This window comes from Amycolatopsis silviterrae (assembly GCF_042684085.1).
Classification (GTDB): Bacteria; Actinomycetota; Actinomycetes; order Mycobacteriales; family Pseudonocardiaceae; genus Amycolatopsis; species Amycolatopsis silviterrae.
The window spans coordinates 144387-167323 of the sequence record NZ_JBHUKS010000016.1 but is presented as its reverse complement, the minus strand read 5'-3'; the positions used below and the strand labels follow the sequence as shown (position 1 = coordinate 167323).

General features: G+C 70.2%; 21 protein-coding genes. 10 read left to right on the top strand and 11 right to left on the bottom strand.

Annotated elements, in window-relative coordinates; translation table 11 throughout:
• The first annotated feature begins 29 nt into the window (after positions 1-29).
• Together ACFSVL_RS23535 and ACFSVL_RS23530 are read left to right on the top strand one after the other, a co-directional pair.
• Positions 30-1259, top strand: coding sequence for a metal-dependent hydrolase family protein (locus ACFSVL_RS23535; protein ID WP_378307574.1), 1230 nt, complete (start codon positions 30-32; stop codon positions 1257-1259).
• A 145-nt stretch (positions 1260-1404) separates the two neighbouring features.
• A complete protein-coding gene (locus tag ACFSVL_RS23530; RefSeq protein ID WP_378307572.1) occupies positions 1405-3468 on the top strand; it encodes a prolyl oligopeptidase family serine peptidase in 2064 nt (687 codons plus the stop codon).
• Here ACFSVL_RS23530 and ACFSVL_RS23525 read toward each other — a convergent pair.
• Positions 3458-4237 carry a helix-turn-helix domain-containing protein gene (locus ACFSVL_RS23525; protein WP_378307570.1) on the bottom strand — a complete coding sequence of 260 codons (780 nt, stop codon included), beginning with the start codon at positions 4235-4237 and terminating at the stop codon, positions 3458-3460. The genes ACFSVL_RS23530 and ACFSVL_RS23525 overlap by 11 nt on opposite strands.
• A 58-nt stretch (positions 4238-4295) precedes the next feature.
• Here ACFSVL_RS23525 and ACFSVL_RS23520 point away from each other — a divergent pair, with 58 nt between their 5' ends.
• Entirely contained in the window at positions 4296-5189 is an 894-nt protein-coding gene (locus tag ACFSVL_RS23520; protein WP_378307568.1) for an alpha/beta fold hydrolase, read from the top strand.
• Here the strand turns inward: ACFSVL_RS23520 and ACFSVL_RS23515 are convergent.
• Positions 5182-6528, bottom strand: a complete 1347-nt coding sequence (locus ACFSVL_RS23515; RefSeq protein ID WP_378307566.1) for an MFS transporter — start codon at positions 6526-6528, stop codon at positions 5182-5184. The two genes, ACFSVL_RS23520 and ACFSVL_RS23515, sit on opposite strands and share 8 nt — an antisense overlap.
• Positions 6529-6544: 16 nt before the next feature.
• Entirely contained in the window at positions 6545-7810 is a 1266-nt protein-coding gene (locus ACFSVL_RS23510) for a hydroxyacid-oxoacid transhydrogenase (RefSeq protein WP_378307831.1), read from the bottom strand.
• Positions 7811-7938: 128 nt separating this feature from the next.
• On the opposite strand from ACFSVL_RS23510, the gene ACFSVL_RS23505 reads away from it, so the two are divergent.
• Positions 7939-10803 carry an FAD-binding and (Fe-S)-binding domain-containing protein gene (locus ACFSVL_RS23505; protein WP_378307564.1) on the top strand — a complete coding sequence of 955 codons (2865 nt, stop codon included), beginning with the start codon at positions 7939-7941 and terminating at the stop codon, positions 10801-10803.
• Here the strand turns inward: ACFSVL_RS23505 and ACFSVL_RS23500 are convergent.
• Together ACFSVL_RS23500 and ACFSVL_RS23495 are read right to left on the bottom strand one after the other, a co-directional pair.
• A complete protein-coding gene (locus tag ACFSVL_RS23500; RefSeq protein WP_378307562.1) occupies positions 10790-11581 on the bottom strand; it encodes an IclR family transcriptional regulator in 792 nt (263 codons plus the stop codon). The two genes, ACFSVL_RS23505 and ACFSVL_RS23500, sit on opposite strands and share 14 nt — an antisense overlap.
• 304 nt (positions 11582-11885) lie before the next feature.
• Positions 11886-12818 (bottom strand): zinc-binding dehydrogenase, encoded by a 933-nt coding sequence (locus tag ACFSVL_RS23495; RefSeq protein WP_378307560.1) that lies wholly within the window; start codon positions 12816-12818, stop codon positions 11886-11888.
• Positions 12819-12911: 93 nt separating this feature from the next.
• Between ACFSVL_RS23495 and ACFSVL_RS23490 the strand changes: the two genes are divergently transcribed.
• On the top strand, positions 12912-13499 hold the full coding sequence (locus ACFSVL_RS23490) for a TetR family transcriptional regulator (protein WP_378307558.1): 588 nt from the start codon (positions 12912-12914) through the stop codon (positions 13497-13499).
• 49 nt (positions 13500-13548) lie between these two features.
• Positions 13549-14067, top strand: coding sequence for a MarR family winged helix-turn-helix transcriptional regulator (locus tag ACFSVL_RS23485; RefSeq protein ID WP_378307556.1), 519 nt, complete (start codon positions 13549-13551; stop codon positions 14065-14067).
• Here ACFSVL_RS23485 and ACFSVL_RS23480 read toward each other — a convergent pair.
• Together ACFSVL_RS23480 and ACFSVL_RS23475 are read right to left on the bottom strand one after the other, a co-directional pair.
• On the bottom strand, positions 14016-14831 hold the full coding sequence (locus tag ACFSVL_RS23480) for an SDR family oxidoreductase (RefSeq protein ID WP_378307554.1): 816 nt from the start codon (positions 14829-14831) through the stop codon (positions 14016-14018). The two genes, ACFSVL_RS23485 and ACFSVL_RS23480, sit on opposite strands and share 52 nt — an antisense overlap.
• Before the next feature lie 85 nt (positions 14832-14916).
• The gene (locus ACFSVL_RS23475; RefSeq protein ID WP_378307830.1) at positions 14917-16353 is read right to left on the bottom strand and encodes a flavin monoamine oxidase family protein; all 1437 of its coding nucleotides are present in this window, start codon (positions 16351-16353) and stop codon (positions 14917-14919) included.
• 49 nt (positions 16354-16402) lie between these two features.
• On the opposite strand from ACFSVL_RS23475, the gene ACFSVL_RS23470 reads away from it, so the two are divergent.
• From ACFSVL_RS23470 to ACFSVL_RS23460, 3 genes are all read left to right on the top strand, one after another.
• The gene (locus ACFSVL_RS23470; protein ID WP_378307552.1) at positions 16403-17032 is read left to right on the top strand and encodes a TetR/AcrR family transcriptional regulator; all 630 of its coding nucleotides are present in this window, start codon (positions 16403-16405) and stop codon (positions 17030-17032) included.
• 90 nt (positions 17033-17122) lie between these two features.
• Positions 17123-18433, top strand: a complete 1311-nt coding sequence (locus ACFSVL_RS23465; RefSeq protein WP_378307550.1) for a flavin monoamine oxidase family protein — start codon at positions 17123-17125, stop codon at positions 18431-18433.
• Positions 18430-18909: a hypothetical protein gene (locus tag ACFSVL_RS23460; protein ID WP_378307548.1), complete on the top strand. Its 480-nt coding sequence runs from the start codon at positions 18430-18432 to the stop codon at positions 18907-18909. The genes ACFSVL_RS23465 and ACFSVL_RS23460 overlap by 4 nt, the downstream gene beginning before the upstream one ends.
• On the opposite strand, the gene ACFSVL_RS23455 is transcribed toward ACFSVL_RS23460, so the two are convergent.
• A complete protein-coding gene (locus ACFSVL_RS23455) occupies positions 18897-19655 on the bottom strand; it encodes an SDR family NAD(P)-dependent oxidoreductase (protein ID WP_378307546.1) in 759 nt (252 codons plus the stop codon). The genes ACFSVL_RS23460 and ACFSVL_RS23455 overlap by 13 nt on opposite strands.
• Positions 19656-19772: 117 nt before the next feature.
• On the opposite strand from ACFSVL_RS23455, the gene ACFSVL_RS23450 reads away from it, so the two are divergent.
• The gene (locus ACFSVL_RS23450; protein WP_378307544.1) at positions 19773-20513 is read left to right on the top strand and encodes an SDR family NAD(P)-dependent oxidoreductase; all 741 of its coding nucleotides are present in this window, start codon (positions 19773-19775) and stop codon (positions 20511-20513) included.
• Positions 20514-20515: 2 nt separating this feature from the next.
• Here the strand turns inward: ACFSVL_RS23450 and ACFSVL_RS23445 are convergent, their stop codons facing one another.
• The 3 genes from ACFSVL_RS23445 to ACFSVL_RS23435 form a co-directional block, all read right to left on the bottom strand.
• Positions 20516-21325 carry an IclR family transcriptional regulator gene (locus ACFSVL_RS23445; protein ID WP_378307542.1) on the bottom strand — a complete coding sequence of 270 codons (810 nt, stop codon included), beginning with the start codon at positions 21323-21325 and terminating at the stop codon, positions 20516-20518.
• Positions 21326-21480: 155 nt separating this feature from the next.
• Entirely contained in the window at positions 21481-21744 is a 264-nt protein-coding gene (locus tag ACFSVL_RS23440) for a ferredoxin (RefSeq protein WP_378307540.1), read from the bottom strand.
• Complete coding sequence (locus ACFSVL_RS23435) at positions 21741-22889, bottom strand: Rieske 2Fe-2S domain-containing protein (RefSeq protein ID WP_378307538.1); 1149 nt, start codon at positions 22887-22889, stop codon at positions 21741-21743. The genes ACFSVL_RS23440 and ACFSVL_RS23435 overlap by 4 nt, the downstream gene beginning before the upstream one ends.
• Positions 22890-22937 lie beyond the last annotated feature (48 nt).

Below are 22937 nucleotides of genomic sequence, written 5' to 3'. Positions count from 1 at the left end.
GCTGGTGTTTTCCGTGGAAAGGAGCCGAAATGTGGTTGACCGGCGCGACAGTGGCCGACGGGACCGGCGCGGATCCCGTCGCCGGGCAAGCGATTCTCGTCGAGGACGGCAGGATCGCCCGGCTCGGCGGGTCCCCGCCGACCGGCGCTGAGGTGCTCGACTGCACGGGGCTGACGCTCGTGCCCGGCCTGATCGACGCGCACGTGCATCTCGGCATCTCCAGCGACATCGCGGCCGACACCGGCTACGGCCTGCCCGCCGCCGAGATCGCCGCGGACATGTTCGCGAACTGCGCGCAGACCCTCGACGCGGGCTTCACGACGGTGCGCGACACCGGCGGCATCGACGGCGGGCTGGCGGGCGCGGTGGCGAAGGGGAAGATCCCGGGGCCGCGGATCCTGCAGTGCGGACCGGTGCAATGCCAGACCGGCGGGCACGGCCATCTCGCCAGCGGCTGGGAACCGGCGCACCTGTGGGCCGGGCACGGCATTCCCGGCCTGCGGGAGCTGTCTTTCCTTTCGGACGGCCCGGAGCAGATGCGCGGCAACGTCCGGGAGGCGTTCCGGCGCGGCGCGGACTTCCTGAAGCTGTGCGTGACCGGCGGCGTCGTTTCCTACCATGACAAGCTTTCCGACACCCAGTTCACCGCGGAGGAAATCCGCGTCGCGGTCGAGGAGGCCGCCGCGCGCGGCACTTACGTGACCGTGCACGCGCACAACAACGCCGGCCTGCGCACCGCGGTCGAGGCCGGGGTGCGCTGCGTGGAGCACGGCACCGCCATTGACGACGAGATGGCTGCCTTGATGGCGGAACGAGGCGTCGCGCACGTGCCGACGCTGACGGTGGTGCGAGATCTCCTCAAGGACGCCCCGCGGCTCGGCCTCCCGCCCGAGATGGCGGAGCGCGCGAAGGGTGCGTGGCAGGGCCAGCTAGACGCGATCCGCGCCTCGCGGGCGGCCGGGGTCCGGGTCGGGCTCGGCTCTGACCTGGTCGGGCCTGGGCAGGACCACCGCGGGGACGAACTGGTGCTGCGCGCGGAAGCCGAATCGCCGATGGCGGCGCTCGTCGCGGCGACGTCGGCGAACGCGGAGATCCTCGGGATCGCGGACGAGACGGGCACGGTGGAGGTGGGGAAGCAGGCCGATCTGGTGGCTTTCGCGGGGGATCCGCTGGCGGCACCGGAGCTGTTTGGTGACCGGGAGGCTGTGGTGCTGGTCGTGCAGGGCGGGCGGGTGGTGAAGGACCGTCGTGTCTCGTGAGTGGCAATCCCGGTTAGAACCGGGATAAACACTCACGACAGGTGCCGCACCGCCCGCCCGAAACGTGCGGCACCTGTAGCGGGTCACCACCACCCCCGGCGCACTACCGTGAGCGTCCACAAAGGAGTGCGGGAAGGACGGGACCATGACAGGCGAACGGCTGGACTACCCGGCAGCCAGGACGGTAAAGGACCTCGACACCGTCGCAGGCCTCAGTTTCCCCGATCCCTACCGCTGGCTGGAGGACGACTCCGCCGAAACCGCAGCCTGGCAAGAAGCCCAGAACTCCCTGACCGACGCGTACCTCGAAAACCTCCCGCACCTGTCCGCCCTTCGCGACCTGGTGAGTCACTGCGTCGCCGACGGCACCGGCTCACCGAACTGGATGGTCGAGCCCGCGCCGCGCTTCGCAAACGGCAGGTGGTTCCGCCTCGACCGGCTGCCCGACCCGGACTACCCGGACCGCGCCGTTCTCGTGGTCTCCGGCGCACCGGACGGTCCGGGCCGGGTGCTGTACGACCCCAACGGCGACGGGAACCGGCAGGTCTCGTGGTTCGCGCCGGCGCCGGACGGGAAGACACTCGCCTGCGGGGTCTGCGCGGACGGCTCCGAACTCGGCGAGATCTGGTTGCTGGACACCGAAACCGGCGGACGGCTGCCGGACCGGATCCCGCATCCGACGATGGGTCCGCTGGTCACGCCGCAGTGGCTGCCGGACAGTTCGGGGTTCTTCTACACCGCGGGCGACCTGTCCGGGGAGTCGTTCGCGTTCCGCGCGTATTTCCACGCACTGGGCGAGAAACCCGCCACCGAACCCGAGCCGGTCGACGTCGCCAACGCGCCCGCCGTCCAGGTGGCCGCGGACGGCAGGCACGCCGTCGCGACCGCCGTGTGGCCGCTCCCGCAGTACGTGTGCGACCTGCCGGACCGGACGTGGCGGCCGTTCGTGCAAGGCATCGAGTCGTCGGTCGCGGGCGTCATCGACGGGGACCGGTACGTCGCGGTCACCAACCACGACGCCCCGCGCGGGCGGATCGTCGCGATCCCGTTCGCCGAGCCGAAGCCCTCGGACCCGGCGACCTGGCTCGAACTGGTCCCGCAATCCGGGCGGGTGCTGAGCCAGGTCCGGTTGATCGGCGGTCGCCTGGTGGCGACCGGTTCGGTGGACGCCGAGGCGCGCGCCTGGGTCTTCGACCGCGCCGGGCGGGAGCTGGAGGAGGTGCCGCTGCCCGGCCGGGGCGCCTTGCCGCTCGACGTGCTGCCGAGCGCGGCGCTCGCCCCCGACGGCCATCCGGACGACTTCGTGTTCGTGTTCTCGACGCCCACTTCCTCGCCCGGCCTGTACCGCTACCGCTTCGGGTCCGGGCAGGTCGACACCCTGCGCGCGCCGCGCGTGCACCTGCCGGGCGCGACGGTTTCGCTGCGCTGGGCCGAATCCGCGGACGGCACGCGCGTGCCGTACCACCTGGTCCTGCCGGACGGAGCGGACGGCGCGCTCCCGGCCCTCATCACCGCGTACGGCGGCGGCCGGGTCGCCTGGCCCGCGCAGTTCCCCGGCCCGGTCGCGGCGTTCGTCGCGGCCGGGGGAGTGCTGGCGATCTCCCACCAGCGCGGCGGCGGCGACCTCGGTTCCGACTGGGCCGACGCCGGGCGCGTCGAGCACAAGCAGAACAGCTTCGACGACCTCTACGCGATCGCCGAACACCTCCTCGACACCGGTGTCACCACCCGCGAACAACTCGCCGTCACCGGGTGGAGCAACGGCGGCATGATGGCCGGGATCGCCTACACCCAGCGTCCGGACCTGTGGGCGGCCGTGGTGGCGCAATGCCCGATCCTGGACGTCATCGGCTGCCACCGGCATCCGTACGGACGCTTCGCTATTGGCGCGGAGTACGGCGACCTCGGCGATCCGGAAGACGTCGCCCGGCTCGCCCGGATGTCGCCGTATCAGCTCGTGTCCGACGAGGTCGGTTACCCGGCGCTCTATGTGCACGCGGGCGGGGCGGACGTGGCGTGCCCGCCAGGGCCGGTGCGGAAGTTCGTCGCGCGGGTGCAGGCCATGGCGGAGACGAGCGCGCCGGTGCTGCTGCGGGTGTGGGACGACGTCGGGCACGGGACTGCGACGGGCCGGTCGGACAGTGTGGTCCACGCGGCGCATTGGCTGGCGTTCTTGCTGGAGCGGTTCGGGATGGACCTCAGCCGGTGACGTATTCGGTCGGCGTGCAGCCGGTCAAACTGCGGAAATCGCGGTTGAGATGGGACTGGTCGGCGTAACCGCACTGGATCGCCAGCTCCGCCCACGACCGCGCGGACGGCAGCCGGGACACCGCGCGGTGCAGGCGGGCGACGCGTCCGACCGTGCGGGGCGAAAGGCCGATGTCCTCGCGGAAGCGGGCGTTCAGATGCTGCCGCGTCCAGCCGATCTCGGCGGCGACCACGTCGACCCGGGCCGGGCCGGAGGTCAGCCGGTGCCACGCGGCCCGCACCGGCCGGGCCAGCTCCGGGCCGGACAGCACGCGGGGGAGCAGGAAGTCGTCGAGCAGGGCGAACCGCGTGGTCCAGTCCGGAGTGGACGCGAGGCGTTCGAGCAGCAGGTCGGCGTCGCGGCCGAGGAGGTCGGCGGCGGAGACGCTCGCGTTCGCCAGCAGGCGCAGCGGCAGTCCGAACAGTGCGTGCGCGGCGGCCGGAGTGAACGCGACGGTGAGCCCTCGCGCGGCGCCGCTTTGCGATACGAACAGCGGACGGTCCCGCAGGCCGAAGACCGGCGACAGCGGCAGCTCCCGGGAAAGCGGTTCCAGCTCCAGGACCATGGTGATCGCGCCCAGTGGCGTTACCCGCCAAGGCATGGGGTCGGCAGGCGGGAATTCGTGGCCGGTGTAGGTCAACACGCCCGGAATCCGCGAAACCCCGAAGACGTGCCGCCCCCGCGCGGTCGTGATTTCCCGGCGCGGCACGACCACCGACCATTCCGTCATGCCGCCATCTTACTTTCGTCCAAGACCGGCGAGGGACGCGCGAAATAGCGTCTCGGTCATGAAGAAAACTGGTCAGTTCAAGAATCCCGCGGCGCGGCAACGCTACTTCACCCTCTACGAGCAGGCGATGCGGGAATGCTCGCCACCCGACGAAGTGTTCGACGTCGGCTGCCGTCACGGGACCGCTCGCGTCTACCGCTTCGGCGACGGCGGACAGCCGACCGTGCTCCTGCCGGGCCTCATGGCGACCTCGGTCTGTTACGCGACGCTGATCCCGGGGCTCGAAGGCCCGGTCTATGCCGTCGACACGCTCGGCGAAGCCGGCCGCAGCGTGCAGACCGCCCCGTTCGCCGGCATCCGCGACCGCGCGCTCGGCCTCGACGAGGTGCTCGCCGGACTCGGGCTGAGCGACGTCTTCCTGGTCGGAGGTTCGACCGGCGGCTGGCACGCGGTCAACCAGGCCATCCACGCCCCGGACCGGCTCGCCGGGATCTGCCTGCTCGACCCCACCACCGTCAGCGCCAAGTTCTCCGCGGCCGCGCAATGGCACGGGCTGAAAGCGATGGTGCTGAACCGCGACCGCGACTGGCGGCGTTTCGTGGCCTGGTCCGCGGGCGAGGATGTCTTCGACCAGCCCGCCGCGCAGGTGGTCGTCGCCGGGATCCGGGCCTACCGCGCCCGGATCCCGTTCCAGACCCCGCCGGGCGACGACGCCCTCCGCTCGATCCGGACGCCGGTGCTGGCGTTGTTCGGCGGACGCAGCGTCGTCCACGATCCGGTCGCGGCGGCGGCGAATCTCCGCAGGCTCGTTCCGCACGCCGACGTCGAGATCCTGCCGGAAGCCGGGCACTACCTCTATCTCCGGCCCGCCGACCGGCAGCGGATCCTCGACGTGATCAAGGACCGCGTTCCGGGCGACGGTCCGCCGCCCGGAACGCGGCCGGTCAGCTGACCCGGGGCACCTCCTTGGCCGGCCGGGAAGCCCGCACCTCCTCGTCGTCGAACAGGTCGCTCTGCCGGATCGCCAGCGTGCAGACGACGCTGATCACGGTCGTCGCCGCGAGGTAGACCAGGATGCCGGTCGTGCCGGTCCGGCCCGCGAGGTAGGCGAGGATCAGCGGGGTGAGCCCGGAGGCCACGACGCCGGAGAGCTGGTAGACGACCGAAATCCCGGTGCAGCGGCGGGAAATCGGGAACAGCTCGGCGTAGAACGCCGCCTGCGGGCCGTACATCACCGGGTAGCTGATGCCCAGCACGGCGATCAGCGAGAGCGTGATCAGCACGGGATTGCCGCTGTGCAGCGCCGCCAGTGCCGGGATCGCCAGCACGAGCGTCGTCACCGCTCCGGTCGTGAACGTCTTCCGCCGGCCGAACCGGTCGGACACTCTGCCGAACACCGGGATGAACACGACCATCACCGCGGCCGCGATCATCACTCCGACCAGCAGCGGCTGCCGGTCCAGCTTCAGCGTTCCGCTGCCGTAGGAGATCACGAAGACCGCCCACGCGTTGAAGGCCACGCCCTCGGTGAACCGGCTGCCCATGCCCAGCAGCAGATGCCGCCGGGAGAGCTTGTCGCGGACCAGTTCGACCGCGGGCACGGTCGCGGTGCCTTCCTCGGCCGCCATGGTGCGGAAGGCCGGTGTTTCCATGACCTTGACCCGGATCACCAGTCCCGCCAGTACCAGCACGGCCGACAGCAGGAACCCGATCCGCCAGCCCCACGAGAGGAACGCCGCGTCGCTGGTGATCGCGTTGAGCAGGGCCAGCACGCCGGTGCCGAGGGTGAGCCCGATGGCCAGCCCGATCTGCGGGAAACTGCCGTAGAGGCCCCGTTTTCCGGCCGGGGCGTACTCGGTGGCCATCAGCACGGCCCCGCCCCATTCGCCGCCGACCGCGACGCCTTGGGCCAGGCGCAGCACGACGAGGATGATCGGGGCGGCCGGTCCGATCATCTGGTAATCGGGCAGCAGGCCGATGAGACAGGTCGCGGTGCCCATGATGAGCATGGTCGCCACGAGGATTTTCTTGCGGCCCACCCGGTCGCCGAGATGGCCGAAGATGAACCCGCCGATCGGGCGGGCCAGGAAGCCGAGCGCGAAGGTCGCGAAGGCCAGCACGGTGCCGACCAGGGGATCGGAGCCGGGGAAATACAGTTTGTTGAACACGAGTCCCGCGGCGGTGCCGTACAGGAAGAAGTCGTACCACTCGACGGTCGTGCCGAACACGCTCGACGCGACCACCAGGCGGACGTCGGTTTCGCCGTTGCGCGGAGCAGGAGTTGTCGCCATTGATAACTCCCGGTGGTCAGAGCGAACGGCGGAAGATGTCTTCGAGCGCGGCCCGGGTGACCGGACGGGGCACGACAGCCAGCTGACGGGTCTGCTTGAGCGTGCCGTCGACGAGGGTGTCGATGTCGTCCTCGCCGTACCCGAACGCGTGCAGTCCCTTCGGCATCTGGATGTCGGCCATCAGCTCGGTGAGCACGTGCGGCAGCGCGTCTGCGCCGTCCGTCGCGGTGAAGGTCTGCCCGCCCGACAGCAGGTGCGCGGCGTGCAGATGCCGTTCCGGCGACGCGGGATAGGTCCAGCGGAACACCTCGGCCGCGGTCGACGAAACGGCCTGGCCGTGCGGGACCATCGGCATCTCGGGGTAGCCCTCGGCGCGGTACTGCTTCACCGCTCCGGCGACGGGGTAGGCGTTGGCGTGCGGCAGGTGGGTGCCCGCGTTGCCGAACCCGGTTCCGGCGTAGGTCGACGCGAGTGCCATCTGGGTGCGCGCGGTCAGGTCGCGTCCATTGAGGACGGCGGCGCGCAAATGCTTGCCCACCAACGTCAACGCCATCTCGCACCACACGTCGCTGATCGGGTTGGAGCCGCAGAACGCCGGACGCTTCATCGGCTCTTCCGGCGCGGGCTTCGCGTCGAACGCCACGCTGGTGTAGCTCTCCAGCGCGTGCGAGAGCACGTCCATGCCGCTCGCAGCGGTCACGGCGGACGGGAGGCTGACCGTCGTGCGGGGGTCGACGACCGCCAGCGACGGGCGCAGCGACGGGTGGCTCACCCCGGCCTTGAGGTGCAGGCCGAGCAGGTCGACTACGCAGATGGTGGTCGATTCGGAGCCGGTGCCGGCCGTGGTCGGCACGGCGATCAGCGGCTTCAACGGCAGCCACGGCGCCTTGCCGGATCCAATGGGTGGAGTCACGAAGTCGAGCAGCTCGCCGGGGTGCGTGGTGAGCAGGTTGACCGCCTTGGCGGTGTCGATCGCCGAGCCGCCGCCGATCGCGACGAAGCAGTCCCATTCCTGCTGGCGGGCGTAGGCGACGGCCTCGTCGATGCTGGCGTCGGTCGGTTCGACACCCACGCCGTCGAAGATCTCGCTCTTCACTCCGGCCGCGCGGATCGAGTCGAGCGCGCGGTCCGGGATGCCGGTGGCGCGGACGCCGGGGTCGGTGAGGATCAGGCACGACTTGGCCTGCCGGGCGGCCACCTCCGCGCCCAGCTCGTCGAGCGCGCCGGCACCGAACTTCAGCGGGGGCGCGGCCCAGGTGAACACGCTTTCGTTGCGGGGCATGTCGGTCAAGAAGACCACTCCTCACGTCGAGTTGACAACATGTGGAAGCTATATCCACTATGTGGCGAGCCTTCACGGTAGCCCGAGGACCGAGGCGCTGTGAACCCCCGATTTCCCAGGAGACGCCCATGCCGGCCCGAGCCCGTTCGCATTCGGCACTGCAGGAAGCACTCGAGCGGGCGGTGTCCGGCGAAGTCGCCGGCGACCCGGCCACGCTCGCCACCCACTCCACCGACGCCTCGAACTACCGGCACATCCCGCTGCTCGTGGTGCGGCCGCGCAGTGCTGAAGACGTGGTCGCGGCGCTGAAAGTGTGCGCGGAGCACGGTGCGCCGGTCCTCCCGCGCGGCGCGGCGACGAGCATCGGCGGGCAGGCCGCGAACCGGGCGGTGATCTTGGACTTCACCCGGCATCTCAACCGCGTGCTCGATCTCGATGCCGCCGGGCGCACCGCGCGCGTCGAACCCGGGCTGGTGCTCGACCGGCTGCGCGAACGGGCCGCCGAGCACGGGCTCACCTTCGGCCCGGACCCGTCGACGCACAGCCGCTGCACGATCGGCGGCATGATCGGCAACAACGCCTGCGGTTCGCATTCGGTGGCGTGGGGGAAGACGGTCGACAATGTCCGCGCGCTGGACATCGCCCTCTCCGACGGGACCCGGCTCGAGGTCGGCCCGACCTCCCCGGCCGACCTGGAAGAGTTCTGCGCCCGGGACGATGCGGTGGGTGCGCTGTACCGCGGCCTGCGCGACCTGCGCGACGAGTACCTGGCCGACATCCGGCTCGGCTACCCGAAGCTGCCCCGGCGAGTGTCCGGGTACAACCTCGAATACCTGTTGCCGGAGAACGGTTTCGACGTCGCGAAGGCGTTGGTCGGCTCCGAAGGGACCTGTGTGACCATGCTGAGCGCGGTGGTCGACCTGGCCCCGATCCCGGCGACGCGCGCGCTCGCCGTGCTGGGTTTCGAGGACAGCATCGCCGCCGCGGACGCGGTTCCGGCGCTGCTCGACCTTCCGGTGCTGACCATGGAAGGCATCGAAGCCGGTCTCGTCGCCGCTCTCGACGCCCGGAAGCCCGGCGACCGCAGCACCCTGCCGGAAGGGACGGCCTGGCTGTACCTGGAAACCGGCGGAGACGATGCGGCGCAAGCGGTTGCGGCCGCGCATCGGGTGGCCGATCGCGCCGCGCAGGTCGGCGCTTCGTCGCTCGTGGTGGAAGATCCCGTCGCGCAACGGAAACTCTGGCGCATCCGGGAGGAAGGAGCCGGTCTCGCGACCCGGCTGGCCGACGGATCCGAGGCGTGGTCCGGCTGGGAAGACTCCGCGGTCCCGCCGGACCGGCTCGGCGCGTACCTGCGCGAATTCGACCTGCTGCTGGACAAGCACGGCCGCAAGGGCGTCGTCTACGGCCACTTTGGCGACGGCTGCCTGCACGTGCGGATCGACTTCCCGATGGCCGCGCCGGAAGCGAAGGAGGCGTATCGGTCGTTCATGGTCGAGGCGGCCGAACTCGTCGTGTCCCACGGCGGCTCGCTCTCCGGCGAACACGGCGACGGCCAGGCGCGCGCCGAGTTGCTGCCGCTGATGTTCTCGCCGCGGCTGATGCAGGCGTTCGCCGACTTCAAGGCCGCCTTCGACCCCGCGAACGCGATGAACCCGGGCCGGGTGGTCGATCCCGCGCCGCTGGACGCCGACCTGCGCACGGTCATCGCCCCGCCGGTGCTCCCCACGCGCGCCCGGCTCGCCCTGCACGCCGACGACGGTGACCTGGCGGCAGCGTCGCGTCGATGCGTCGGCGTGGGCAAATGCGTGTCCGCGTCCGGCGGGATGATGTGCCCGAGCTACCGCGCCACCGGCAAGGAGGAACACTCCACTCGCGGCCGGGCGCGGCTGCTGTTCGAGATGCTCGCCGGCGACGTCATCGAGGACGGCTGGCGTTCGCCCGAGGTCCGCGACGCGCTCGACCTCTGCCTAGGCTGCAAGGCCTGCAAATCCGACTGCCCGGTCGGCGTGGACATGGCCTCCTACCGGACCGAATTCCTCAGCCGCCACTACGAACGCCGCCTCCGCCCGATGTCCCACTACACGATGGGCGCGCTGCCCCGATGGCTCCGGCTGGGCGCCCCGTTCGCGCGCGCGATCAACGCGGTGGCGTCAGGCCCGCTTCGACCCGCCCTGAACCGGATTGGCGGAATCGCCGCCGAACGCGAACTGCCTCAGCTGGCTTCGCCCACATTCACTTCGTGGTTCCGCCGCCGGGAACGGACGGCCTCGGCGTCGAAAGTCGTGCTGTGGCCGGACACCTTCACGAACTTCTTCGACCCGCAGGTCGGCCGGGACGCGGTCGCCGTGCTGGAAGCGCTCGGCCACGAGGTGGTCATCCCGGACCGCACTGTCTGCTGTGGACTGACCTGGCACAGCACCGGCCAGCTGTCCGCGGCGCGCCGGGTCCTGCGCCGTTCGCTCGACGCGCTCGACCCGTGGCTCCAGCAGGGCATTCCGGTGCTCGGCTTGGAACCCAGCTGCACCGCGACGCTGCGAGAAGATGGCTCCGAGCTGCTTCCCGACGATCCGCGGACCGCGTTGCTGAAGCGCAGCGTCCGGACCTTCGCGGAACACCTCGGCGACGCCGAGCTTCCCGCGCTGAAGAAGTCCGACGCACCGGTGCTCACCCAGGTCCACTGCCACCAGCACGCCGACCTCGGCTACGACGCCGACTCGCAGCTGCTGAATCGGCTGTCCGAGCATTCGGATGTCCTGCGCGAAGGCTGCTGCGGGCTGGCGGGCAACTTCGGCTTCCAGCGGGGCCACTACGACGTCTCCGTCGCGGTCGCCGAACACCAGCTGCTGCCCGCTCTGCGCGCGGCCCCGGAAGGCACCGTGGTGCACGCCGACGGCTTCAGCTGCCGGACCCAGATCCGTCAGCTGTCCGACCACCGCCCGACCCACATCGCGTCGCTGACCGCGCAAGCGCTGGGAGTCAGTACCGAGTGAGCCGGTCCGGCGGGAGGAAGGGCGCGATCTCCTTCGCCGCGTCGATCGCGAGCGCGCCCAGCTCGGCGACCCGGTCCTCGGGCAGCCGCACGGTCGGCACCTGGATGACCACCGCCGCCCGGGCGAGGCCGCGCTCGTCCAGGACCCCCGCCCCGACGCACCGCACGCCGGCGACGTTCTCCTCGTTGTCGATGCTGTACCCGCGATCGCGGGTCTCGGCCAGCTCCAGGGCGAGGTCGTCCCGGGTGGCCAGGGTGTGCGAGGTCAACGCGGGCAGCTGCTCGGGCAGGCCCGCCAGGTAAGCCTCCGCGTCGAGGGAGTTGGCGAGCATCGCCTTGCCGGAAGCCGTGGCGTACAGCGGGAAACGTGCGCCGGGATGCTGCTCGAACCGCAACGGCAGCGTCGACTGGGCGCGCAGCAGCACCACGGATTCGGTGCCCTCGCGGATCGTGATGTTGACCGACTCGCCGGTGTCCGCGTTGATCCGCTGTATGACCGGCAGCGCGAGCTGAAGGCCGTGCACCCGCTGCGCCGCCTGGCCGAGCAGGATCGCGCCGGGGCCGAGGTGATAGCTGTCGGTGCGGGGGTTGTGCGTGACGAGACCGTCGACGCTGAGCGCGCGTACGACCCGGTGCGTCGTGCCCGGTGTGAGGTCCAGCTTGCGGGCGATCGCGGACAGCGGCAGCTCGCCGTCCTCGTCCATGAGGAGCCGCAGGATGCCGAGCGCTCGGCGAATGGCCTGGGTTCCCGCTGGTGGCTGTGCTCCGGTCTGGTTCAACTGGGCTTCCGGTGGTGGTTGGGAGGGGGTTTTAGCCAGGTTAACAGCGGGGTTGGTGGGGCGGGTTTGACTGGGCTGGGTTGACTGGGCTTGGTTGGTTGTGGCTGGGTTTGCGGGGGCTGCGCGGCAAAACTGTGTTTGATGGCGTCGGCTTCGCCGCCGCGCGCGGGATCGCCTTTAGTCGGCGTCTGACCGAGTGGCGTGCTGGGCCCCAGGGGGCCGGGCACGCCACTCGGTCAGACGCCGACGCGATCCCGCGGGCTGTGGTCGCGTTAGGGGGCTGGGTGAGGTGTGGCTGGGGTGCTTAGCCGATCTCTAGTACTGCTTTGCCGTGCAGGCGTCGGTCCATTAGCAGCTGGACTGCCTCGGCGTATCGGGTCCACGGTCCGCGCCAGCTGATGCCGGGGGCTAGACGTCCGGTGGTTACCTCAGCGGCCAGCCAGGTCAGGTCGGCGGAGAAGTCGGCGGACGGGTCAGCCAGCAGGAAGAACGTGCGGATTGACCGGTCGTGCCGTCCTTCGGTGCCTAGCAGGGCGTTCGGCGGGAGGACGGTGTCCGTCTCCGCTGACCGGCCCACGTTGATCAGCGTGCCGCCCGCTTCCAGCTTGGCGAACGCGGCCGCGAGGTGTGGTCCGCCGACGTTGTCCAGTACCCCGTACACCGGCCGGTCGGCTTCGGCGACGGAGGTGTGCACTTCGTGTGCGCCCAGCTCTCGAAGGCCCTGTTCCTGTGCGGGGTTTCCGCTGATGGCGACGACCTCCGCCCCGGCTCGCGCGGCGAGCTGCACCGCGTAGCGGCCGACTCCGCCCGAAGCGCCGGTGATCATGACTCGCCGCCCGAGCAGCTGGCCCATGCGGCGCAGTACGTGCAGGGCGCTTAGGGCGGCGACCGGGATCGTGCTGACCGCGCCCAGGTCAGCGCCGTCGGGAACGGTGCCGATCAAGGTGGTCGGCACCGCGCGCAACTCCGCCCAGCCCGCCGTGCCCAGGGTGACCACCGGTGTTCCGGCGGCGGGACCGGAACCGTCGGCTGCCGCTTGGACTACGACGCCTGCCGCGTCCCAGCCGGGGACGGTGCCGTCGGGGGTAGCCGGATCGGCGGCGTCTTTGACCTCGCCGAAGTTGAGCGAAGCGGCGGCGACTCGGATCAGTGCCTCGTTGGGCGCGGGGATCGGGTCGGCAACCTCGGCCGGTGAGAGGTGGGCTGGCGCGGTGTGGTCGACAACTAGGGCACGCACAGTCGGGACTCCTTCGCAGCAATGTGCCACAGTGTGGCATTTGCTCCTGTATAGCATATGCGCATCGGGTGCGGCCTCGGTAGACTGCGGTCGATGACCACCTCCGGAACCACCCTGCGCGAGCGTAAGAAGCTGCGCACTCGCCAGGCTCTGGTGGAAACCGCGATCTCGATCTTTGGCGAGCGCGGCTTCGATGCCACACCGCTCGATGCGCTGCTCGAAGAGGTCGAGGTGTCGCGGCGGACGTTCTTCCGCAACTTCCGCTCGAAGGAGGACGTCGCGCTCGCCGCGGTCAAGGAACTCTGGAGCGCCTACCTCGACGTGCTGGACGAGACCGAGAAGTCCGGGCCGCTCGCCGACGTCTTCCGCGACGCGATGCTCGCGACTCTCGACCGGATGGACGAGAACTGGTACCAGCGATTCCCCGCCACACTCCGGCTGATCGACGAATCGCCGTCGTTGAACGGGCACACCCTCTTGCATTGCGCGGAAACCGAGGCGGAAGTCGTGCGCCGACTCGGTGAGCCCAGCCTCGAACTGCGGCTGTTGGTCGAGTTCTGCGTGGCGGCTTGGCGGTGTGCGCTGGACGAGTGGCTGCCGGACTGCGCGCCGGGCGAGCTTCCCGGGCACGTGCGGCGCGCGTTCGCCGCGATGGACAAAAGCCTGCGCTTGCGGGCGTAGCCGTATCATCGGCATTCGTACGGCCCGCTAACGATAGGCAGGGGAAACGATGTCAGGTCCGTTGGTGCCCGGCGGGATCGGGGAGCACGCCAGCTGTCTCCTGGTCAAACTCGGCCAGGTCGCGTTCCGGCTCGCCGAGGACCGGCTGCACGAGGTGGGCCTGCGGGTGCGGCACTACAGCGTCCTGCAGGCGCTGGCCGACAACGGGCCGATGTCGCAGCTGTCGCTGGGCGCCTATCTGCGGATCGACCCGGCGACCATGGTCAGCAGCCTGGACGACCTCGAAACGCTCGAATTCGCCGCGCGCGCCCGCGACCCCGAGGACCGGCGGCGCTACGTCGTCGACCTGAGCAAGGCGGGCCGGGAGACGCTGCGCAAGGCGAACACCGTGCTGGCGGACCTCGACCGGCACGTGCTCAGCGACCTTCCGCAGCGCTCCCGCGATTCCCTGCACAAGCTGCTGGCCCGGATGAACGAGGGCGAGACGCTGCCGGGGGAGTTCGACCGGATGCGGGATCAGGCCGGGCCGACGAAGATGTCCAGCGCCAGTTCGCCGTCGCCGCGCTGATAGCCGGACAGGTCCGTGACGCCTTCGGCGGCGAGCACCTCGTCGTCGATGAAGAGGTTCCCGGTGCACTCGCGCGACGGCCGGACGAGGATCGCGTGTGCGGCGTCGGCGACGATCGACGGCGTGCGCGCCTGGCTGGCCCCGCCGATGATGTTGCGCACCGCCGCGGTGTCGATCAGGGTGCGCGGCCACAGTGAATTCGCGGCGATCCCGTCCGCTTTGAGTTCCTCGGCGAGGCCGACCGTGCACAGGCTCATGCCGTACTTGGAGAGCGTGTAACCGAGGTGCGCGCCGATCCACGCGGGGTCGAGGTTCAGCGGCGGCGACAGAGTGAGGATGTGCGGGTTCGCGGCCTCGCGCAGGTGCGGGATCGCCGCTTTGCTGAGCAGGAATGTGCCCCGGGTGTTGATGTCCTGCATGAGGTCGTAGCGCTTCATCGAGAGTGCTTCGGTGCCGGACCGGTCGAGCGCGCTGGCGTTGTTGACGACGATGTCGATGCCGCCGAACTGCTTCACCGCCGCCTCGGCCGCGGAGAAGACGTCGTCCTCGGACCGCACGTCGCCGACGATCGGCAACGCCTGTCCGCCGGCGGTTTCGATCTCCTTGGCGGCGGTGTAGACGGTGCCTTCGAGCTTCGGATGCGGCTCGGCGGTCTTGGCGAGCAGGACGACGTTCGCCCCGTCGCGTGCGGCGCGGGTCGCGATGGCAAGGCCGATGCCGCGGCTGCCGCCGGACATCAGCAGGGTCTTTCCGGCAAGAGTCATGAGCGGAACATACCATTAGTGGTGCGTATGATTTAAGAGGCGAATCATCACGTCGGGGCCGCCCGCGGCGAGAAGGCTTGGGCAGTCAGGCCTCCAGTTCGGCGAGCACCTCGGCCGCGGCGCGACGGCCGGAGCGGACCGCGCCGTCCATGTAGCCGTTCCACACCTCGGCGGTTTCCGCGCCCGCCCAGTGGATCCGGCCGATCGGCTCGGCCAGTGCCGCGCCGTACTGCGTCCACACGCCCGCGCCGAGCCGTCCGCCGTAGCAGCCGCGGGTGTACTCCTCGTCCATCCAGTCCCGCTCGACGTAGTCGATCGGCTCGGCGGCCTGCGGGCCGAACAGCTTGGTGAGCGTCACGATCGCGGCCGAACGCCGGTCTTCGGGGCTCATCCGCGCCGCGCCGCGGGCATGCGCACCCTCGAAGAAGCCGACCAGCACACCGCACGAAGCGTCCGGCGGGGAGTTGTCGAGGGTGACGCTCAGCTGGTCGTCGAGGCTGAACGCGAACCCGTTCAAGCCGTCCTCGCGCCAGAACGGCGCCGGGTACGCGACCTGGATCTTGATGACCGAGCCCATCGGGATCTGCTGGGTCAGCCCGTCGCGCGAACCGGACAGCGCGGGCCGGTAGGTCAAGCGGCCGGCCAGCGTCGGCGGGATCGCCACGATGACGTGCCGGGCAGCGACCGAACCGCCGTCGTAGTGCACCTCCACGCCGTCGCTGTGGTGGCTGATCGTGCGGACCGGGCTGGCGAGCCGGACCGTTCCCTCGCCGAGTCCGGCGGCGAGGCGTTCGGAGATCTGGTGGGTGCCGCCGACGACGTGCAGCTCCTGCGCGCCGCCGGCGGTGCCGACGAGGATGTCGAGCAGGCCGCCCGACTTGAGGTAGAAAAGGAAGTGCAGCAAGGCCATTTCGGACGGTTCGGCGGAGAAGAGCGCGGGCACCACAGCGTCCCAGAACGCCAGTGCCTCGGCGTTGTCGGTGTTGGCGCGCAACCATTCCGCCAGGGTTTGCCGATCCAGCTCGGCGGCGCCGGGGGAGAGCCACGGGGAGGACAGCGACACGGTCGCCGCGATCGCTTCCAGCTCGGCCTGCATGCGGCCGACCTCGATCGCCGCCGCCTCGGAGAGCCCGAAGGTTTCGTCCTCGTAGCGGGTGCGGGTTCCGTTGTAGAGCGTGACCGCCGCGCCCTTGTCGTAGGTCGGGTACGTCTCCAGGCCGAGTTCGCGGACGAGCGCGAGAACCTCGGTCTGCGTCTGGCCGATCCACTGCCCGCCCAGTTCGACCGGAACGCCGTTCGCCAGCTCCCCGCCGAGATTCCGGCCCGCGACGCGGTCCCTCGCTTCCAGCACGAGCACGCTCCGCCCGGCCGCCTTCAGCGCTTCGGCCGCGCACAGGCCGGCTAGCCCGGCTCCGACCACCACCACGTCACAGTCCGTCATGTCTCCACCTTGAGATCTCGGTCGGTTGTCCGACTTTAAAGTAGGCAGCGTTCGCCGGACGTGCAAGAGTGGGGCGGGAATTCCCCGGCGCGGAGCCGTCCGGGGCGCGGGAAGAGAGAACGGGAGTCCGGTGGCCTACGTCAAGGCAGCAGAACGCGAGCAGCAGATCGTCGGCGCGGCGATCGAGGTGTTGAGCGAGGTGGGCGTGCCGGCCACGACCCTGCGCGCGGTCGCCGCGAAAGCGGGCATCTCGCTGGGCACGCTGCACTACGTGTTCCCGTCGAAGGACCGGCTGCTGCAGTCCGTGCTGACGACCGTCATCGACGAGATCGCCGCGACGCTGCGCGCGGGCCTCGAACTCGACAAGGGTGTAGAGCACGCCCTGCGCACCGGGGTGCGGAACTTCTGGAACCGCCTCGTGGAAAGCCGTCTGGGCCTGCAGATCATGCAGTACGAGCTGGCCACCTACTCGCTGCGCGCCGAGGGGGCGGGCGGGCTCGCGCACCTGCAGTACGAGCGGTACACGACGCTGGTCACCCGGTTCTGCGAACAGGCGGCGCAGGCGGCGGGGGAGCGCTGCGCGGTCGGCTTCGACGTGCTCGGCCGGATCAGCCTCGCGGTCGTCGACGGCCTGATCCTGCAGCACGTCGCGAACCCGGACTCCGAACGGTCGCACCGCGATCTGGACCATGCCCTCGACATGCTCGTGATGCTCGCCGATCCGCAGCCGGTGGCCAGGGTCCGCGGCGCCGCGAAATAACCCGCCCCGGCGGAGGCGTTGCTTCGCCGGGGCCGCTGGCTTACCGTTTTCGGACGGACGTCCGACTTTCTACCGTTCGGAGGGCACTCCATGACGCCGGTGCGGGAAGCGACCGTGGCGATCGTCGGCGCCGGCATGGCCGGGCTGATCGCGGCCAGAAACCTGCGCCGTGCCGGGATCGATGTCGTCGTGCTCGAATCCGCCGGCCGGGTCGGCGGCCGCGTCCTCTCCGAGACCTCCGCGCTGGGCTCCCGGCTCGATCTCGGCGGACAGTGGATCGGCCACGGTCACCACCGGTTCGAGCGGCTGGCCAAGGAACTCGGCGAGACCGTTTTCCCCATGCACACGCCGAAACGCCCTGTCATGGTCGAAGGTGCCGCATCCGTTTCAGGCTCCGGTGCCACGATGGCGAACCTGGCGCTGGCGGTCTGGGAACTGCGCGCGAAGCTCGGCGCCCCGGCCAAATGGGAGCACACGACAGTCGGGCAGTGGATCGCCAAGTCGCCCGGGCGGCGTTCGCGACGGGTCCTCGAAGCCCTCGTCGCCGCGTCGACCTGCGCCGACCTCGACCGGCTCACGATGCACGCGTTCGCCTCGACGATCCGGCATCAAGGCGGGCTCGCCACGATGATGGCGACCAAGGGCGGCGCACAGGACAGCCTGCTGGTCGAGGGCGCTGGAACGCTCGCCGAGCGCTTGGCCGCCGACCTGGGTACCCGAGTGCGGACAGAATGCCAGGTCACCGCAGTGCGCTCCGCAGCCGAGGGGGTAACGGTGGAAACGCTGGAGGGCGTGTTCCGGGCTCGGAAGGCGATCGTGACCGCCCCGCCGCCGACCGCCGCGCGGATCGCGTTCGACCCGCCGCTCCCGGCCGCCCGCGCGCGGCTGGGGAAGAACATGTACCTGGGCTCGGTGTACAAGGCGATCGCGGTCTACGACCGTCCATTTTGGCGGGAACGGCACCGCGAAGCCGAACTCGTCGTGCTCGGCAAGCCCGCCTCGGCCACCTTCGACACCTCTCCGCCCGGCGGTCCGGGACACCTGTGCGTGCTCGTCGGCGGACGCGAGGCGCGCGACCTCGACGCACTGGCCCCGGCCGAGCGCCGCGAGCTGGTCCTCGGCCCGCTCGCGGCGCGGCTGGGCGGCGAAGTCTTGTCACCAGCGAGTTTCCACGAGAAGGCCTGGCATCTCGACGAGCACGCCGGAGGCGGATACGCGGCCCTTCCGGCCCCCGGCAGCCGCGCCGGCTACTACCCGATCCCGGCCGATCCGGTCCGGCACGTCCACTGGGCAGGCACCGAGACCGCCGCGGAACACGCCGGATACATCGAGGGCGCGATCGAATCCGGCCAGCGCGCGGCCCGCGAGGTCGCCGCGGCACTCGGAACCGGGGGATCGTGAAATTCACCGATTTCGAGGACGGTTTCCGCTTCGAGCTGGCGAACCGCGAGTTCGCGCGGCTCTCGATGTCCCTGCTCGCGTCACGCGCCGCGACGCATGAGCTGGGCCCGTTCTTCGTCGCCTATGCCCGGCTGGAGGAGTTCAGCGCGCCCCGCTACCTCGCCGCCGCCGAGCGCCTGTCGATCCGTTTCCGGCCGAGCCCGCGAATCCGCGTCCGAGGCTGGCTTACCGGCCGCACACCGCGCCCGTTGCTGCGCGAACTGCTGCGCATCGCATACCCGAGGACTGTCGAGTACGCCGAGGACCTCCGTCGGCTGGCCGCGTCCGGACCACCGGGGGAGGAGAGCTTCCTTGACTACCTGGTGCGGCAGGAGGACCTGCAAGTCCGGATGATGCACGCGGCGCTGGCCGGAAAGCCCGGCGACGCACTCAAGGCGGCGGAGGAATTCGTCGGCCGCTGGTCTCAGACGCCGTAGCCGCCGTCCACGTCGAGCTTCTGCCCGCTGATGAACCCAGCCCGGTCCGACGCCAGGAAGCACACCGCCTCCGCGATGTCCTGCGCGCTGCCGAACGTACGCAACGGAATAGCCCGGCGGGCCGCATCGAGCGCGCGTTCGTCGAGATCGCCGCTCGCCATCAGGTCCGTCGCCATCCCGTCGGTCAGCATCCCGGGCCCCACGCAGTTGACCCGGACGCCGAACCGCCCCTCCTCGGCCGCGAGCGCCCGTGCGGTCGCCTCTACCGCGCCCTTGGGTCCGGCGGAAAGGCCGTCACGGACCGGATACCGCTTCGTCGCCGCCGTGGTGACCGCGACGATCGATCCCTTGCTGGCGCGCAGCGCGGGCAACGCCGGCTGGACGAGGTTGAAGAACGCGGCGGCTTCCGCGGCGAGATGCCGGCCGAAGTCGGCGGGATCCACTGTGGACAGATGCTGCTGCGGGACGAGCGGCCCGGCGGCGTGGACCAGGGTGTGGATCGCTCCGAACCGCTCGGTCACGCTGTCGACGTATGCCTTGCTCCGCGCGGGGTCGGTGAGGTCCAGCTGGTCGGCCACCGCGCCGCCGAGTTCGGCCGCTAGGCGTTCCGCGGCCTCGCGGTCGCTGCGGTAGGTGAAGGCGATCTCGCAGCCGCGTCCGGCGAGAGTCCGGCAGATCGCGGCGCCCAGTCCGCCGGTCCCGCCGGTCACGATCGCGACGCCGGGTTTGCCGTGGAAATCGTTCAAGAGTCCGCCTTTTCTCGTCGAACCGAGCCTGAGGTGTCCGCTGAGCCGACGCATGCACCCCGTTCTTCCTTCCGGCGAAGGTACCGTCACGCGCCCCCGAACCGAAGGAAGTGGATCGTGCCTGAGCAACTCGTAGACCTGCGGGACAAAATCGTCTTCGTCACCGGTGCCGCACAAGGACAGGGTGCGGAGCACGCCCGGACGGCCGCCCGGCTGGGCGCGAGCGTCGTGCTGGCCGACCTCGACGAAAGCGCTGTCGCGGCAGTGGCGCAGGAGATCGAAACCAAGACCCTCCCCCTCGCATTAGACGTGCGCAGCAAGGAAAACTGGGCCACCGCCATGGAACGCACCCGCGCCGAGTTCGGCCGGGTCGACGTGCTCGTCAACAACGCCGGGTACTACCGGAAGGCGCCGCTGGAAAGCTTCGAAGAAGACCACCTCGCGCAAACCCTGGGTGTCAACCTGGTCGGACCGGTGCTCGGGATGCAAGCCGTGCTGCCGTTGATGCGCGAACGCGGCGGTTCCATCATCAACGTCGCTTCGACCGCCGCGGTGATGGGCTTCGCGGGCGGACTCGGGTACAGCGCGTCGAAATGGGGCCTGCGCGGGGCGAGCAAGTCCGCGGCGAAGGAACTCGGCGAGTTCGGCATCCGGGTCAACTGCGTCTGCCCGGGCGCGATCGACACGCGGATGATCTCCGAAACGACCCGGGCGGGCGGCGGCGCGGTGGCCGGCCAGCCGATCCGCCGTCCCGGCACAACCGCCGAGGTGGCCGCCCTCGTGGCGTTCCTGGCCAGCGACGCCGGCAGTTACTGCACCGGTCAGGATTTCGTGATCGACGGAGGGCAGACCGCCTGACCCTACGCGGGCCCTCCGTTGGCCAGTTGCAGTTCGACGGAGGGCTGGGGGAGCGGCCGCAGCGTCGGGACACCGTTGGCGACTCTCCAGACCGTCGCGGCGGCATTGCGCACCTCGGTGATCGTGGCGCCGAGGTCGAGCGCCCGGGTCGGCCCGCAGACCGACAGCGCGAAGTGCCCGTCATCGTCCATGGTGGTGATGGGCGCGGCCACCACGGTCACGCCACGGTGAATGCCCTGCGCGTCCACCGCGACCCCGCCGCGGTCGCGGATCCGGTCGAGATCGCGCACGAGCTGGCTGCGCGACTGGATGGAGTACGGCGTGGGAGCGGGCCCGAACCGCAGTTCCGGCCAGCGGTCGGGGGACAGGGTGGCGAGCAGCGCCCGGCCGGGGGCGGTGAGCGGCACCGGCTGCCGCGCGCCGGCGCCCCATTGCCCGGACGCGGACGGCCACGAGCCGATCCGTTCGAGGTGCATGATCTCGGCACCGACCAGCATGCTCAGGTACACGGTCAGCCCGCGGCGCCGGTGCAGCTCGGCCATCACCGCCACGGCGGCGCGGGGAACGGTGCGCCGCCGGGTGAACTGCGAGCCGAGCTCGAACATGCGCACGCCGAGCGTGTAGGTGAACTCCTTGCGCTCCACCCAGCCGAGCTCGACCAGCCGCTGCAGGATGCGGTGCGCCGACGACCGCGGCACGTGGGAGCGGCGGGCGAGTTCGGCCAGGGTCAGCGGCCGTTCGCCTACGAAGGACTCCAGGAGCGACGCGACCCGGTCGATCATCGCGGCGGGAGCTTCCTCTACGTGCGCCATTGCACCACCTCCAGAGACTGCGAATGTCAGATTGAGACTACCTGTCAGAATCTGACACTTTGGAGTGTAGGCATCCGGAGCCCGGCTGTAAACCGGCTGGCAGGCACAAAAATGCGCTGTGCCCGGAACGGCCCGGGCACAGCGCACGCGGAGGATCAGGCTGGTTGCACGATCCGAAGCGTCCCGGCAGCGACTTCGGCCTCCAGTGACTCCTTGAGCCGCGAACATCCGGCCAGTGCGGGCCCGGGCATCGGCGAAGCGCCGAGTTCCGCGCAGGCTTCGATGGCTTCGGCGTTCCATTGCAGGCTCGTCTGGTGCACGGTGCTTTTGCGCACCAGCAGCCGCGCCGCGCAGTGCCGGCACTGCAGCGGTTGCATGGGCGCGTCGTCGAGCCGGTTGTCGGTCCTCGGTTCGCTCACGGCGCGGTCTCCGTCGGCTTGGCCTGGCGGGCGATGTTGGCGGCCACCTCGTCGTGCCACGCCTTCGTCGGCCGGGTCAGGTCGAGTTCGTACTCGAACCGGTCGACCATCTCCGGGCGGACGTCGGCGACGTCGACGTAGAACTGCTCGTACCAGCGGCGGAGCTGGTACACCGGGCCGTCCTCCTCGCACAGCAGCGGATTGTCGATCCTGGCCTTGTTCTTCCAGATCTCGACGTCCTGCTCGAAGCCGACCTTGATGTAGTCGCCGAGTGCGATCGCCGACTGCATGGCCGCGTCCTCCGGAAGCGAGGCCGACTTCTTGACGATGATCCCGTACTGCAGGACGAACGAGTCCGACGTGATCGGGTAGTGGCAGTTGAGCAGGACGGTGTGGTGATCGCCGAACTCGTAGTGATAGGTCAGGTCGTCGATCATGAACGACGGGCCGTAGTACGACGCGACGGACGTGCTGCCGAGCATTTTCGGCTGGCCCTCGGGCGCGGGATAGTCGTCGCGGGCGTCGCCGTTCATGTACTGGGTCGCGACGTGGCCCTCGAAAACGTTCTTGAAGTACGTCGGCAGCGAACCGTGCACATAGAAGAAATGCGCCATGTCCACGACGTTGTCGATGATCTCGCGGCAGTTGGTGTTGACGATCGTCGTGTACCAATGCCAGTCGGTCCATTCGTCGCTGTCCGCGCCCTCGATGCGCGGGATGGCGACTTCCTCGGTCGGCTGCTTGCCTTCCGGGTCGTGCCAGACGAACAGCAGCCCGTCCTGTTCCAAGGTCGTCCACGCGCGGGTCCGCGCGAGCACCGGAACGCGCTTGCTGTACGGGATCTTCTTGCACCGGCCGTCGCCGCCCCAGCGCCAGTCGTGGAACGGGCAGGCGATTTCGTCGCCCTTGACCTCGCCCTGGGACAGGTCGCCGCCGAGGTGCCGGCAGTAGGAGTCGAGGATGTTGACGGAGCCGTTCGCGCCGCGGAACACCACGAGTTTCGTGCCGAAGGCGTGCACGGTGTGCGGTTTCCCGTCGGAGAAATCGCGGACGAGGCCGAGGCAATGCCAGCCGCGGGCGAAGCGGGCCGGCGCCGAATCCGCTTCGATCAGGCGGATTTCCTGGTCCGGTTGCAGAGATGTCATGGCGCTCTCCTGAAAAGGGTGGGTGGCGCGGTGAGTTCGGTGCCTTCC

Coding starts and splice junctions, on each gene's coding strand:
- ACFSVL_RS23535 (WP_378307574.1), top strand. CDS start 30: ATGTGGTTGACCGGCGCGACAGTGGCCGACGGGACCGGCGCGGATCCC.
- ACFSVL_RS23530 (WP_378307572.1), top strand. CDS start 1,405: ATGACAGGCGAACGGCTGGACTACCCGGCAGCCAGGACGGTAAAGGAC.
- ACFSVL_RS23525 (WP_378307570.1), bottom strand. CDS start 4,237: ATGACGGAATGGTCGGTGGTCGTGCCGCGCCGGGAAATCACGACCGCG.
- ACFSVL_RS23520 (WP_378307568.1), top strand. CDS start 4,296: ATGAAGAAAACTGGTCAGTTCAAGAATCCCGCGGCGCGGCAACGCTAC.
- ACFSVL_RS23515 (WP_378307566.1), bottom strand. CDS start 6,528: ATGGCGACAACTCCTGCTCCGCGCAACGGCGAAACCGACGTCCGCCTG.
- ACFSVL_RS23510 (WP_378307831.1), bottom strand. CDS start 7,810: ATGCCCCGCAACGAAAGCGTGTTCACCTGGGCCGCGCCCCCGCTGAAG.
- ACFSVL_RS23505 (WP_378307564.1), top strand. CDS start 7,939: ATGCCGGCCCGAGCCCGTTCGCATTCGGCACTGCAGGAAGCACTCGAG.
- ACFSVL_RS23490 (WP_378307558.1), top strand. CDS start 12,912: ATGACCACCTCCGGAACCACCCTGCGCGAGCGTAAGAAGCTGCGCACT.
- ACFSVL_RS23485 (WP_378307556.1), top strand. CDS start 13,549: ATGTCAGGTCCGTTGGTGCCCGGCGGGATCGGGGAGCACGCCAGCTGT.
- ACFSVL_RS23480 (WP_378307554.1), bottom strand. CDS start 14,831: ATGACTCTTGCCGGAAAGACCCTGCTGATGTCCGGCGGCAGCCGCGGC.
- ACFSVL_RS23465 (WP_378307550.1), top strand. CDS start 17,123: ATGACGCCGGTGCGGGAAGCGACCGTGGCGATCGTCGGCGCCGGCATG.
- ACFSVL_RS23445 (WP_378307542.1), bottom strand. CDS start 21,325: ATGGCGCACGTAGAGGAAGCTCCCGCCGCGATGATCGACCGGGTCGCG.
- ACFSVL_RS23435 (WP_378307538.1), bottom strand. CDS start 22,889: ATGACATCTCTGCAACCGGACCAGGAAATCCGCCTGATCGAAGCGGAT.